The sequence below is a fragment of the Mesorhizobium sp. GW821-FHT07A06 genome (assembly GCF_059419085.1).
In genome coordinates this window covers 464,499-477,875 of the sequence record NZ_JBWKRC010000002.1, presented here as the reverse complement: position 1 = coordinate 477,875, position 13,377 = coordinate 464,499, and the positions used below count along the sequence as shown (strand labels likewise).

Annotated in this window: 13 protein-coding genes; 6 read left to right on the top strand and 7 right to left on the bottom strand. The window is 64.1% G+C overall.

The annotated features are described in order from the left end of the window. Positions 1-22: 22 nt before the first annotated feature. Positions 23-658, bottom strand: a complete 636-nt coding sequence (locus AC07SZ_RS07790; RefSeq protein WP_494913883.1) for a response regulator transcription factor — start codon at positions 656-658, stop codon at positions 23-25. Then, complete coding sequence (locus AC07SZ_RS07785) at positions 655-1,725, bottom strand: sensor histidine kinase (protein ID WP_494913882.1); 1,071 nt, start codon at positions 1,723-1,725, stop codon at positions 655-657. Before AC07SZ_RS07785 ends, AC07SZ_RS07790 begins: the two co-directional genes overlap by 4 nt. 178 nt (positions 1,726-1,903) lie before the next feature. Between AC07SZ_RS07785 and AC07SZ_RS07780 the strand changes: the two genes are divergently transcribed. Both AC07SZ_RS07780 and AC07SZ_RS07775 read left to right on the top strand, forming a co-directional pair. Then, complete coding sequence (locus tag AC07SZ_RS07780; protein WP_056573522.1) at positions 1,904-2,659, top strand: bestrophin-like domain; 756 nt, start codon at positions 1,904-1,906, stop codon at positions 2,657-2,659. A 53-nt stretch (positions 2,660-2,712) separates the two neighbouring features. After that, positions 2,713-3,027 carry a ferritin family protein gene (locus AC07SZ_RS07775; RefSeq protein ID WP_056573180.1) on the top strand — a complete coding sequence of 105 codons (315 nt, stop codon included), beginning with the start codon at positions 2,713-2,715 and terminating at the stop codon, positions 3,025-3,027. A 40-nt stretch (positions 3,028-3,067) separates the two neighbouring features. Here the strand turns inward: AC07SZ_RS07775 and AC07SZ_RS07770 are convergent, their stop codons facing one another. Further along, positions 3,068-5,734, bottom strand: coding sequence for an ATP-dependent helicase (locus AC07SZ_RS07770; RefSeq protein WP_056573177.1), 2,667 nt, complete (start codon positions 5,732-5,734; stop codon positions 3,068-3,070). A 260-nt stretch (positions 5,735-5,994) separates the two neighbouring features. Here AC07SZ_RS07770 and AC07SZ_RS07765 point away from each other — a divergent pair, with 260 nt between their 5' ends. Then, the gene (locus tag AC07SZ_RS07765) at positions 5,995-8,313 is read left to right on the top strand and encodes a glucose/quinate/shikimate family membrane-bound PQQ-dependent dehydrogenase (protein WP_281410904.1); all 2,319 of its coding nucleotides are present in this window, start codon (positions 5,995-5,997) and stop codon (positions 8,311-8,313) included. A 39-nt stretch (positions 8,314-8,352) separates the two neighbouring features. On the opposite strand, the gene AC07SZ_RS07760 is transcribed toward AC07SZ_RS07765, so the two are convergent. Next, positions 8,353-8,790, bottom strand: a complete 438-nt coding sequence (locus tag AC07SZ_RS07760) for a hypothetical protein (RefSeq protein WP_494913881.1) — start codon at positions 8,788-8,790, stop codon at positions 8,353-8,355. A 58-nt stretch (positions 8,791-8,848) separates the two neighbouring features. Here AC07SZ_RS07760 and AC07SZ_RS07755 point away from each other — a divergent pair, with 58 nt between their 5' ends. Both AC07SZ_RS07755 and AC07SZ_RS07750 read left to right on the top strand, forming a co-directional pair. Further along, a complete protein-coding gene (locus AC07SZ_RS07755) occupies positions 8,849-9,079 on the top strand; it encodes a hypothetical protein (RefSeq protein ID WP_494913880.1) in 231 nt (76 codons plus the stop codon). Positions 9,080-9,220: 141 nt separating this feature from the next. Then, positions 9,221-10,114: a dienelactone hydrolase family protein gene (locus AC07SZ_RS07750; protein ID WP_494913879.1), complete on the top strand. Its 894-nt coding sequence runs from the start codon at positions 9,221-9,223 to the stop codon at positions 10,112-10,114. Positions 10,115-10,118: 4 nt separating this feature from the next. Here the strand turns inward: AC07SZ_RS07750 and AC07SZ_RS07745 are convergent, their stop codons facing one another. The 3 genes from AC07SZ_RS07745 to AC07SZ_RS07735 all read right to left on the bottom strand — a co-directional run bounded on the left by AC07SZ_RS07745 (position 10,119) and on the right by AC07SZ_RS07735 (position 12,761). Further along, entirely contained in the window at positions 10,119-10,565 is a 447-nt protein-coding gene (locus AC07SZ_RS07745; RefSeq protein ID WP_056573166.1) for a response regulator, read from the bottom strand. Then, positions 10,558-11,709, bottom strand: coding sequence for a PAS domain-containing protein (locus tag AC07SZ_RS07740; protein ID WP_281410905.1), 1,152 nt, complete (start codon positions 11,707-11,709; stop codon positions 10,558-10,560). The genes AC07SZ_RS07745 and AC07SZ_RS07740 overlap by 8 nt, the downstream gene beginning before the upstream one ends. Positions 11,710-11,852: 143 nt before the next feature. Beyond that, complete coding sequence (locus AC07SZ_RS07735) at positions 11,853-12,761, bottom strand: EamA family transporter (RefSeq protein ID WP_494913878.1); 909 nt, start codon at positions 12,759-12,761, stop codon at positions 11,853-11,855. 89 nt (positions 12,762-12,850) lie between these two features. Here AC07SZ_RS07735 and AC07SZ_RS07730 point away from each other — a divergent pair, with 89 nt between their 5' ends. After that, on the top strand, positions 12,851-13,330 hold the full coding sequence (locus AC07SZ_RS07730) for an Lrp/AsnC family transcriptional regulator (protein ID WP_494913877.1): 480 nt from the start codon (positions 12,851-12,853) through the stop codon (positions 13,328-13,330). The last annotated feature ends 47 nt before the right edge of the window (positions 13,331-13,377 follow it).

The window sequence follows — 13,377 nt, the reverse complement described above, 5'->3', positions numbered from 1 at the left end:
TTTATCCGCCGGCTTGAAGGGGTCAGATTCCGAGCTTGGCGGCCATTTTGATGAGTTCGGCCAGCGAGCCGGCCTGCATCTTGCGCATGGCGCGGGCGCGGCGGACCTTGACGGTGATCTCGCTGACGCCGAGATCGCCGGCGACCTGCTTGTTGAGCCGTCCCTGGACCACCAGCGCGACGACGCCGCGCTCGCCTTCGCTCAGCGTCGCCAGGCGTTCGCGCAGGATATCAATCTCGGCTTTCTGCGCCCGCCGCGACCGGTCCTTGTCCAGGGCGGCGGCTATGGCATCGAGCAGGTCCTGTTCTCGGAACGGTTTTGGCAGGAAATCGACGGCTCCGGTCTTCATCGCCTGCACCGACATGGCGATATCGCCGTGACCGGTCATGATGATCACGGGCAGCGGCGCATCGGAACGAGGGAGCTCTTTCTGGAAGTCCATGCCGCTTTTGCCGGGCAGGCGCACGTCCAGCACAAGGCAGGAGGGGATGTCCGGCCGCGGCGCTCCCAGGAATTCGGCGACCGAACCGAAGCAGCTGATATCCAGCCCGACCGAGCGCAGCAGGCTGTCGAGCGCCTCGCGCATGGCGGGATCGTCGTCGATGACGAAAACGATCTGTTCCGGTTTGCTCGTTTCCGATCCGCTGGCTTGCTTCATTGGTTCGACCCGCGCGATCCTGTCCGGCCTGCCGGCAGCAAAAAGAAGAATGCGGCACCGCGCGGCATTGCCGGCTGGGCCCAGATGCGTCCGCCATGGCTTTCGATGATCGAGCGGCTGATGGCAAGCCCCATGCCCAGGCCCTCGGGCTTGGTGGTGTAGAAGGCGTCGAAGACATGGTCGAGCTGGACGCCGCTCAGGCCACGGCCTGAATCGCGGACTTCGATCACGATCTCGCCGGGCTTGCCGGCACTGGTGACGATTGTCACGTCGCGCTCCTGCTCGCCGCTCGTCGCCTCGATCGCGTTGAGAATGAGGTTGAGGATGACCTGCTGGATCTGCACCGGGTCGGCCTCGGCTCGAGGCAGCTTGCCGGCGAGTTCTGTCCGCAAGGAGACATGGCTTCTGCCGGCCTCGTTCTCCACCAGGGTCAGCGTCTCGGCTATCAGCTGATTGACATCCAGCCGGACGGCCTTGCCGGCTGCCTTGCGCGTCAGGTCGCGCAGGCGCCTGATCAGGTCACTGGCGCGTTCGGCATCCCTGACGATGCGCTCGGCCGCCTTGCCGGCCTCATCCGGGTTGCCAGCCGCCAGCCAGCGCCGGGCGGCGTTGCCGTTCAACACGATCGCCGCCAGCGGCTGGTTGAGTTCGTGGGCGATCGAGGCCGTCAACTCGCCCAGCATCGTCACCCGCGTGATGTGGGCGAGCTGTGCCTGTGCTTCGCGGGCGGACGCCTCAGCGGCGGCGGTGCGCAGCGCCAGATAGGCGGTGACGGCGATCGCCACCAGGCTGATGGCGCAGTTGATCACGCCTGCCGGCACCGAACCCGCCCGCGTGAGGAAAAAACTCAGCACGGTCAGCGCCATGCAGGCCGCCGCGACCATCGCCACGCCGCGCTGGTCGAGATAGCGCACCGCGATCAGGACAATGGCGACATAGAAGACCGCGACCGCGATCTCCAGATTGGTGATCGTGTCGGCGAGGAAGATCGCCGCCGCCAGCAGCACAAGCAGGGCCGGCAGCAGCGGCCGGCGCCAGAGGAGCGGCAAGGATGATCTTCCAGACATGCCGACCTCCTTGCTGCTCGAATTGCCCTGTTTGCGGACAAGAGGACACTAGCGTGCCACCTTTTGGCCCGGCAAGGCGCTGCCATATCGCATTGGAACCACGAATACCCTCGACTTTCGCCTTCGATGGGTCGCCCTGGCATTGGCAATTGGTGCGTCCCGTGCAGAAATGCGCTTCATGCGCGAAGCCTTGATCGCATTGGTGATTTTCCTGTGCCTGGCGGCGTCGGCGTTCGCCAGCATGACGATCTGGCCGAGATTGCCGGCCAGGCATCGTGATGACGACACGAACACGGTGGTTAGGCTCGCCGCCAATCTGTTCGGGGTCATGACCTCGCTGATACTCGGCCTGATGATCAACTCGGCCAAGAACACCTTCGAATCGATCGATCACAACGTGCACGCCTATGCGACGGAGCTGATCCTGCTCGACAGGACCTTGCGCCAGTATGGCCCGGAAACCGACGCGGTGCGCCAACCATTGGTCGCCTATGTGCAGCGGGTGGTGGAGACCTCGTCGCAAGATAGCGAAACGACCATCGCCGCCAATCAGCTGTCCGAACGCCTGCTGACGGAGATTGGTGTGCGGCTGAATGGGCTGACCCCTCCCGACGCTGTACGCGGTTCCCTTCTGCAGGATGGACGCCAGCGCCTGCAGAAGGTGCTGGAACTGCGCTGGGTCCTTGTCGAGCAGTCGGAGGGTACGATTCCCTGGCCGCTGATCGCCATGCTGGTCACCTGGCTGGCGCTGATCTTCGCCAGTTTCGGGTTCAGGGCACCGAAGAATACAATCACCGCCGGAACCCTCATAGTGTCGGCCGCGCTGATCGCCGGGGCGATCTACCTGATCCTGGACATGGATGTGGCGTTCTCCGGACCGATCCAGATTTCGTCGGCGCCGCTGGAAAGGGCATTGGCCGAATTGCAGCGATGATGCGGAACCGGCACCATTCCCAGGCATTCATGGAGTGAACCACGGAGGACGACATGGGTTTCGACCAGTATCACGAGCCGCCTGAAGAACTGCCGCAGAAGGTGCGGACCTTTGCCCGCATGATCACCTCGCTGATCGAGGAGGCGGAAGCGATCGGCTGGTACGAACAGCGCATTTCGGTGGAGAAGGACCCTCAGGCCAAGGCGATCATGAAGAACGCACAAGGCGAGGAGTTCAAGCATTTCGGCATGGATCTGGAATTCCTGCTGCGCCAGAAGAAGGACTGGCGGGCGGAACTGAAGGAAATCCTGTTCACGACGGGCGATATCGTCAAGGCCGGCGAGCGGGGGGAGAAGAAGGTGGATTGATTGCCTTCGCCGGCTTTGCGCGAAGCCCGCAGGGTTCGGTTCACACCGCCGCGACGAACCCGTCCAGCACGCGTTTCTGCCCTGCCTTGTCGAAGTCGATGGTCAGCTTGTTGCCCTCGATGGCCGAGATATTGCCGTTGCCGAACTTCTGGTGGAAGACGCGGTCGCCGACGCTGAAGGCGGACGGCGTGTCGGAGACGGATTTGGCGACCAGTTCGCCGTCGATGGTGCGGCCCTTTACGCTCGTGCGGCCGGCGCCGTAGCCGCTGTCTGTCTCGCCATAGCCGATGCGCTCGACCTGGTGGCCGGAGCGCGAACCCCAGTTGCGGTCTGTCGCCTCGGTGCGGTTGGCCTGCGCGCGCTGCCAGCCGGGCGTAGAATAGGTGTTGGAGAAGGCGCCGGATTTCTCGGTGCCGCCATTGTTGGCGCCAACATTGTCGAAGCGCGACGCGCCGTAGGGGTTCTGGCGGCCGCCGCGGCCGGAGGCGAATGAGCCGCCGCCGTAGGAATTGCCATAGCCGCCATAGCTGTTGCCGCTTTCCGCGACCTCGACATGGGCCTCCGGCAGCTCCTCGAGGAAGCGCGACGGGATGGTCGATTGCCAGAGCCCGTGGATGAGGCGGTTGGAGACGAACCAGATATGCAGGTTCTTCTTGGCCCGGGTGAGGCCGACATAGGCCAGCCGGCGCTCTTCCTCCAGCCCGGAGCGGCCGCCCTCATCGAGCGCGCGCTGGTGGGGAAAGAGGCCTTCCTCCCAGCCGGGGAGGAAAACCGTCTCGAATTCGAGGCCCTTGGCCGAATGCAGTGTCATGATGGAGACGGCGTCCTGCCCGGCATTCTGCTCGGCATCCATGACCAGCGCCACATGTTCGAGGAACGAGCGCAGCGACTCGTATTCCTCCATGGAGCGGATCAGTTCCTTCAGGTTCTCCAGCCGACCCGGCGCTTCGGCCGAGCGGTCGTTCTTCCACATGTCGGTATAGCCGCTCTCCTCGAGAATGGTCTCGGCGAGCTCGGTGTGCGGCTTGGTTTCCAGCGCCTTCTGCCAGCGCTCGAAATTGGCGGCCACTTCGCGCAAAGCGGCGCGCGGCTTCGGCTTCAACTCGTCGCTTTCGGCGAGATTGCCGGCGGCCTCCAGCATCGGAATGCGCAGGGCGCGCGCCGTGTCGTGGATCTGGCGGATGGTGGCTTCGCCCAGGCCGCGCTTCGGCACATTGACGATGCGCTCGAAGGCGAGGTCGTCGCCGCTGTTGGCAACGACGCGGAAGAAGGCCAGCGCGTCGCGGATTTCCATGCGCTCGTAGAAGCGCGGGCCGCCGATAACGCGGTAGTTCAGGCCGAGCGTGATGAAGCGGTCCTCGAAGGCGCGCATCTGGAAGGACGCCCGCACCAGGATCGCCATGTCGTTGAGATTATGCTTCTGGCGCTGATAGGCCTCGATGGTCTCGCCGATGGCACGGGCTTCCTCCTCGGAATCCCAGGCGGCGTGGACATTGACCTTGCCGTCCTCGGGGTCGTTGCGGTCAGTAAACAGCGTCTTGCCGAAACGGCCCTCATTGTGGGCGATGAGATGCGAAGCAGCGCCGAGTATATGCGCGGTCGAGCGGTAGTTGCGCTCGAGCCTTATGATGGTGGCGCCGGGAAAATCCTTGTCGAAGCGCAGGATGTTGTCGACCTCGGCGCCGCGCCAGCCATAGATCGACTGATCGTCGTCGCCGACGCAGCAGATGTTGACTTTGTTTTCGCTCACGGCCGCACGCGAGCTTCGCTCGCGGGCCTCCGCGGGGGCGGCCTGGCCGGCCGACGCCTGGTCGGGCTTGCGGCCTTCGGCCGATCGCAGATCCGTCGACGTTGACCCACGCCCGCTGTCCGACCGCTGTGCCAGCAGGCGCAGCCACATGTACTGGGCGGTGTTGGTGTCCTGGTATTCGTCGACGAGGATGTATTTGAAGCGCCGGTGATAGTCCTTCAGCACATCCGGATTGGCCCGGAAGATGCGGATCGGGTGACAGAGCAGGTCGCCGAAGTCGCAGGCGTTCAGCGTCTGCAGCCGCTCCTGATAGGCCTTGTAGAGCTCGCGGCCCTTGCCGTTGGCGAAGCTGCGTGCGTCGCCCTCGGGGATTTCGGCGGGGCCGAGACCCTTGTTCTTCCAGCCGTCGATCATCTGCGCGAACTGTTTGGCCGGCCAGCGCTTGTCGTCGAGGCCCTCGGCCTGGATCAGCTGCTTGATCAGCCGCACGACATCGTCGGTGTCGAGGATGGTGAAGTCGGAACGCAGACCCGCGAGCTCAGCATGGCGGCGCAGCAGCTTCACGCCGATCGAGTGGAAGGTGCCCAGCCACGGCATGCCCTCGACATTGCCTTCGCCGATCAGAATCCCGATGCGCTGTTTCATCTCGCGCGCGGCCTTGTTGGTGAAGGTCACGGCCAGAATCTGCGAGGGGAAGGCTTTCCCCGTGGCGAGAATATGGGCGATGCGGGTGGTGAGCACGCGCGTCTTGCCGGTGCCGGCGCCGGCCAGCACCAGAACAGGACCCTCGGTGGTCTCCACCGCCAGCCTTTGTTCCGGATTCAGCCCCCGGAGATAGTCCGGCGCATTGTTGTGGCCGCCGCGGGCAGCCATGGCGCGCGCGGCAATGCCCGACGGGGCCGTGGGCCGCGCATTGGGTTCGTCGAAAAAGGGCATGTCTTCGGAAAAGCCGGACATCGTCCCCGAATGTAGTGATTCGGTTGGGAAAGACCAGAACTGTCTACGTTTTGTTCCCGGTAAAGCCGCTTATCCGGCCACCTTGGCACGCATGACGCTCAACCCGCCGCGCATTTGCAGCTAGACCGAGCACTGCCCCTGGGCCCGTGGCACAAGCTTGACAGGCGAGGCGGGCGGGAGAAAGTTGTGTGCCGGGCAGGAACGCAATGCCGGGTTGCCCATGGCCGCGAGAAGCGCGCAACAGTCGAAGGAGTATCATCTTGGCTGTAACCATCACCTCCCTTGTTCTCTTTCTCCTCGGTCTGACAATTGGCGCTGGCGGCATCTGGCTGGCCTCGCTGGGCGGCAGCTGGTACTACATCATATCGGGCCTCGCGTTCCTGATCACCGCATGGCTGTTCTACCGGCGCCGCTCCACCGCGCTGTGGCTCTACGCGGCGATCGTGCTCGGCACGCTGGCCTGGGCGGTGTGGGAAACCGGCTTCGACTGGTGGGAACTCGGCCCGCGCGGCGGCATCATCGTGCTGGTGGCGCTATGGCTGCTGACGCCGTGGGCGCGGCGGGGCCTTGCCGGTCCTGACGGGCGCGCGCCGCTGATCCTGGCCGTGCTGGCCTCACTGGCGGTGGCCGGCTATTCGATGACCACGGACCCGAAGGACATCGCCGGCGCGCTTGACACCGACAAGGTGACCCCCAACGCCAATCTCGGCGGCGACGTGCCGGCCGGCGAGTGGCACTTCTATGGCCGCACGCAATTCGGCCAGCGCTATTCGCCGCTCGACCAGATCACGCCGGACAATGTCGCCAATCTGCAGCCGGCCTGGACCTATCGCACCGGCGACGTGAAGGGGCCGGACGATGTCGGCGAGACCACATACCAGGTGACACCGCTCAAGATCGGCGACACACTCTATATATGCACGCCGCACAATTTCGCCATCGCGGTCGACGCCGCGACCGGCAAGGAAAAATGGCGCTACGACCCCAAGATCAAGCTCGACAAGGACCGCCAGCACCAGACCTGCCGCGGCGTGTCCTATTATGCCGATGCCGCCGGCGCCGCCGGCCAGCCTTGCGCGACCCGCGTCTACCTGCCGACCTCGGATGCCCGGCTGATCGCGCTCGACGCCGCCAACGGGCAGGTCTGTCCCGCCTTCGCCGAGGCCGGCACACTCAATCTCTTGACCAACATGCCATACCCGAAATCAGGCTATTACTATTCGACCTCGGCGCCGCTGATCGCGGGCGGCAAGATCATCGTCGGCGGCGCGGTCAACGACAATTATTCGACGCAGGAGCCGTCGGGCGTTATCCGCGCCTATGATGCGAGCACGGGCAAGCTGCTGTGGAACTGGGATTCCGGCAATCCGGACCAGACGACGCCGCTGCCGGCCGGCCAGACCTACACCGCCAACTCGCCCAACATGTGGTCGACGCCGAGCGCCGACGAGAAGCTTGGCCTGCTTTACGTGCCGCTCGGCAACCAGACGCCGGACCAGCTCGGCGCCGGACGCAGCGCCAATGTCGAGAAGTTCTCCTCCTCGATCACCGCGCTCGATCTCAATACCGGGCAGTTGAAATGGGTGCGGCAGACCGTGCACCACGACCTGTGGGACATGGACGTGCCGGCGCAGCCGAGCCTGATCGACATCACCAAGGCCGACGGCACGATCGTGCCCGCGCTGGTCGGGCCGACCAAGCAGGGCGACCTCTATGTGCTCGACCGGCGCACCGGCGAGCCGGTGATCGCGGTCAAGGAAGTGCCGGCGCCCGGCGGCGCCATCGAGGGCGACCATGCGTCGCCGACGCAGCCTTCGTCCGATCTCTCCTTCAACCCGAAGCCGCTGATCGAAGCCGACATGTGGGGGATCACCATGTTCGACCAGCTGGCCTGCCGCATCGCCTTCCACAAACTGCGCTACGAAGGCCGCTATACGCCGCCCTCGGTGCAGGGATCGCTGATCTATCCCGGTAATTTCGGCACCTTCAACTGGGGTGGCGTGGCGGTCGATCCGGTGCGGCAGGTGATGTTCGGCATGCCGACCTATCTCGCCTTCACGTCCAGGCTCGTTCCGCGCGCCGACGTGCCGGCGCCGGGCGACGACACCAAGGGCAGCGAGCAGGGGCTCAACCGCAATGAAGGCGCGCCCTATGCGGTTGTGATGGGGCCGTTCCTGTCTCCCCTCGGCGTTCCCTGCCAGGCGCCACCGTGGGGGTATGTCGCCGGGGTGGATCTCAGGACCGGCACGATCAACTACAAGCACCGCAACGGCACCGTCTACGACATGACGCCACTGCCGCTGCCGCTGAAGGTCGGGGTGCCCGGCATTGGCGGGCCGATGATCACCGCCGGTGGCGTCGCCTTCCTTGGTGCCGCGGTCGACGATTATCTGCGCGCCTACGACCTGACGTCGGGCAAGCAGCTCTGGCGGGCGCGGCTGCCTGCCGGCGGTCAGTCGACGCCGATGACCTATACGGTCGCCGACGGACGCCAGTTCGTGGTCATCGTCGCCGGCGGCCACGGCTCGGTCGGCACCAAGCCAGGGGATTATGTGATGGCTTACGCGCTGCCCAAGTAGGCAGTGGGTTGCCTAGGGGCAAGCTCGGCGAATTGACGATCAGCCGAGCCCGAGATGGCTTTTCAGGCTGGGCACCGAGCCCAGCACCTGGTTGGTCAGATCGGGGCCGGCCGCGGCTTCGGCTTGCTGGACCAGCGTCTCGCCAGCCTTCTGGATCTGCGCCAGATCGAGGCCGGATGCCTTGAGGGCAGCGAGGCCGTTGACCAGCGCGCCTGCCTTCTCGCTGAGAACGCCGCCAAGCGCGCCTTGCAGCGAGGACAGGAAGCCGCCACCGCCGCCGGCAGGGGCGGCGGCCATGACGTCATATTTCTGTGCCAGTGCATCGGCGCCCGGAATCTTGGCGAAGAAGGATGAGGCGCTGGTGCCTTCCGCCTCGTGCTCCAGTACCGAGAAAATGGTGCCGACGACCTTTTCCGTCGTTGCCTGGTCAAGGCCGGCCTTCTGCGAAACGGTGTTCACGATATCCTGTACGTCCATGACTTCACCTCAACCTTTGGTTTTCGTGTTTGCCGGATGGCGCTGGCGGACGCGGACCTTGACCATGGACTTCCGGCTCGCCGCTACAAAGGCCGCGCGCATCGCCAGGATCGCGGCTGCGGCAACGATAAAGGCGGTTGCCAGGATCGGCGAGGGCATGGTCATCGGCGGCTTCCTTTCAGATCGATCCTTTCAGGACCGTGGCCGCGCCATGGGGCGGCCGTATGGTCAGTTTCCCCCACTATTGTGGCGGTGCCATCAAGATTTGTCGTCGATGACAAAATTGTGATGACGCCAATTGGGATGATGGCGCCGCGCCTTGCCGGAGAGACGGGGCGTCACCGCTCCGTGACTGGACGATGCAAGGCCCACCCCTATCTTGCGAACGACGGGACGTCGCATCGAGATAGCGAGACCGAGGAGTGCGCCGATGACCAAATCCACCGCCACCGACAAGCCCGCCATCACCCAGGCGATGATCGACGCCTATGACGAATACACGCATCTGACGCTCGACCGCCGGCGCTTCATGGAACAGCTGACCAGGCTTGCCGGATCGGGTGCCGCGGCGGCCGCGATCGCGCCGATGCTGGCGGCGAACTCCGCCCACGCGGCAATCGTCGCCGACAACGATCCGCGGGTGAAAGGCGAGGAGATCACCTATCCGGGCAGCGGCGGCGAGATGAAGGGCTATCTGGTCAAACCGGCAAACCAGGCCGGCAAGCTCGGCTCCGTCATCGTCATCCATGAAAACAGGGGGCTCAACCCGCATATACGCGACGTCGCCCGGCGCGTGGCGCTGGAGGGGTTCGTGGCGCTGGCGCCGGACTTCCTGTCGCCGCTTGGCGGCACACCCGCCGATGAGGACAAGGCGCGTGACATGTTCACGAAGCTCGACCCGGCGCAGACTGTCGCCAACGGCGTCGCGACCGTCGCTTTCCTGAAGGCCGACAAGGACGGCAATGGCAAGGTCGGCGCCATTGGCTTCTGCTGGGGCGGCGGCACGGCCAACATGCTGGCCGTCAAAGCGCCGGATCTCGCGGCGAGCGTCGCCTATTACGGCATGCAGCCGAAGGCCGCCGATGTGTCGAAGATCAAGGCCGCGCTGCTGCTGCACTATGCCGGCCTCGACGATCGCACCAATGCCGGCATCGACGCCTTCAAGAAGGAGCTCGATGCCGCGCATGTCGAATACACGGTCTATGTTTATGAAGGCGCCAACCATGCCTTCAACAACGATACGTCGGCCGCGCGTTATGACAAGAAGGCGGCCGATCTCGCCTGGGGCAGGACGATCGCCTTCCTGAAGGAGAAACTGGCGTAGGACGTCAGGCCGCTGGCGCCCAGACCGCCGCGTAGGCCGGCGACAGGGTGAATCCGGCTGGACGTGTCGAAACCGGAGGCGGGCGGCGCACGCCCTCCTGCAGGTACCGCAACGCCGACGTCAGCCCGTTCATCGTATAGGGCTTGGCGATGACGCCGATAGCGCCGGCGAAATGGTCGGGGATTCGCTTCGGATTGGCGGTCATGAACACCACCATCGAACGTTTCTTTTCGCCGATATAGTGGGCCACGTCGACGCCGGTCGGACCGTCGGTAAGGTGGATGTCGACAAAGGCGATGTCGGCATCCGTGGACTCGACCATGCTTTTTGCTTCCGCCGAAGACGTCGCCCAGCCGACGACGCTATGGCCGGCTTCCTCGACAAGGCTTTCCAGTTCCATCGCCAACAGCGCTTCGTCCTCGACGATCAGGACCTTGAGTGGTTCAGTCATGGGAGTGTCCTTTTTGCTGCGGTTCGTTTGGCATCGAGATCACGACCTTGGTGCCGGGGCCGGCGTCACGCCATTCGATATCGGCGTGCAACTGGCGGGCGAGCGATTTGATCAGCCGCATGCCGAACGAGGCATCGCCATTGGCTTCGGCCATGCCGACGCCATCGTCCGAGACCTCGATGTTGAAATGGCCGTCGGGCTGGCTCATCTTGATGCCGATACGGCCCGCCGTGGTCCCGTCCGGCCCTTCCTTGAAAGCATGCTTCAAGGCATTGGTGACGAGTTCATTGACCATCAGCGCGACAGGCGTCGCCTTCTCTGCCGAAATCACAATGGGTTCGAGTTCAAGGTTCGACTTGATCCCGGATCGCCCCGACGCCGTCAGAAGATCCGTCACCAGGTCCTTGGCGAAATCCGAGACGTCGAACCGGCTGACATCCTTCGACTGGTAGAGCCGGCGATGCACGGTGCTGAGTGCCTCGATGCGCTCCAGCATGGTGGTCAACGAATGCCTGATCGCTTCATCCTTTATGGTCCGGCGCTGCATGATGATGAGCGATGAGATCATCTGCAGATTGTTTTTCACCCGATGATCGACTTCGTGCAGCAAGGTGGTTTGCGCCTCAAGGGCTGCTTCCAGCTCGGCGGTGCGTTCCTTCACCGCTTTCTCGAAGCGATCCTTGTCGGCGGTGATGCGATGTTCCGAGCGCTTGCGATCCGAGACATCGAGTTGCGAGGCGAAAAAGAACTGCACCTCGCCTTTGTCGTTGGAGACAGGGCTGATGTAGAGCGCGTTCCAAAAGGTCGAACCATCCTTGCGATAATTCAGGATGTCGACGCTGACATCGGCGTTGTCCGCGATCGCCGCGCGGATTTGCTCGACAGCGGCCTTGTCGGTTTTCGGCCCCTGCAGGAAGCGGCAGTTCTTGCCCAGCACTTCCTGTCGCTCATAGCCGGTCAGCCGCAGGAAAGCGTCATTGGCAAAGACAATCGGGTTATCAGGCCGCCGAGGATCGGTGATGATCATCGACATACGGGTAGCGCGAATCGCCGCCGCGAACGGGTCGCCCTTGCCATGCTCGACATGAAGGTCATCCGTCATGTGCCAAGCGTCGGCAGGCTCCCTGGTCCGTTTCCAGTCCATGGTGTCACTCCAAGCCGTTTTCGTAGGGGACAACGGCTTAAAGGCGAAATTGGTTCAATCTTAAGCGTCTTGTCGCAGTCAGGCGAGATCGGGAACCGACTCGGCAGTTCTGCAAGCAGTTGAAGATAAAGGCTTTCCTGCGACTAGCCGCTGGGCGCAGGCTTGTGAAAGGCGACACCGGCAACCACCAGTGCGATGCCGAGGCAATCGATCAGGCTCGGAATCTGGCGCAGCACGACGATGCCGATCAGCGTTGCCGTGACCGGCAGCAGCGACAGCATCAGGGCGAAACTCGAGCGCGGCAACCGCGACATGGCAAGCTGGTCGCAGATATAGGGAATGACCGAGGAGCAGATACCGACGCCGATGGCGGCGACCAGCAGCGTCGGTGAGAAAAAGGCGGGCAGCGCATCCGCGAAGCCGATTGGCAGCACGACGACGAAGGCGACCGCCATGGCGGCGCCGAGGCCCGCAATGCCGTCGCCGGCGCCGGAACGGGCGACGCGGTGGCCGAGCACGATGTAGCCGACAAACAGCGCGCCGTTGAGGAAGGCCCAGAACAGGCCGACGGGATCATCGGACCATCTGACGTCGATGAGCATCAAGGTGCCGGCAACCGCGACGGCAAGGGCAGTCAGGTTGCGGACGCTCCTGAGGCCGACGAGCGCGACGCCGATGGTGCCGACGAATTCGATCGCCGCCACCAGCGAGATCGGCAAGCGGTCGAGCGCAAGGTAGAACGAGCAATTCATCACCGCCAGGCAGGCGCCGAAAGCCAGCAGCAGCAGGCGCGTTGCGGGATCGGCGCGAGTGAAGCTTCGCCAGGGGCGCGTCAGCGACGCGAAGATCAGCGCCGCTGTGGCGATGCGCAGCCACGCCATGCCGAAAACGCCGACATGCGGAAACAGCAGCACCGCGAAGGCCGGGCCGAGATAGTGGAAGATTGCGCTGACGCCGAACCAGACATGCGGCGGCAACCTTCCCGCCAGGGTGTCGAGCACGGGGCCGTTGATGGCAGGGCCGGCAGCTGGCGCTTGCGTCTGATCGTTCATCGGATCAGTATCGCAGGCAGTTTTTCTACTTGATATGGCGAATGGCCGAATTCTCCGGCAATTTCGCTCCCGAAAGAAAGGAGTTTTCGTTGAAGCGCCTTCGAACTGAAAATGCCGATCTCGACGCGGCGGATGTGAAAATCCTGCGCCTGCTGGAAACGGATGCGCGCACCAGCACGGCGGAGCTTGCGCGCTCGGTCGGCCTGTCGGCGCCCAGTGTCGCCGAGCGCATCAAGCGGCTGCAGGAGAATGGTGTCATCGAAGCCTATTGCGTCCGGATCAATCCCGCCGCGCTTGGCCTGACGCTGTCGGCGTGGCTGCGCATCCGGCCGGTGCCGGGACAATTGTCGATCGTCGCCGACATCATTCTCGAGCTGCCGGAGATCGCCCAATGCGACCGGGTGACCGGCGAGGATTGCTTCATCGCGCTCGCCCATGTCGGCTCGGTGGCCGAACTCGAACGGGTGATCGACCGCATCATCCCCTATGCGATGACGAATACGGCCATCATCCAGTCATCGCCGGTGGCGGCACGTTCACCGCTGGCGGCAGTCAGGCGACCGCCGTGAAACGGTACGACCCATTCGGTCGCCCGATTTTTCTGATGCCGACTCGC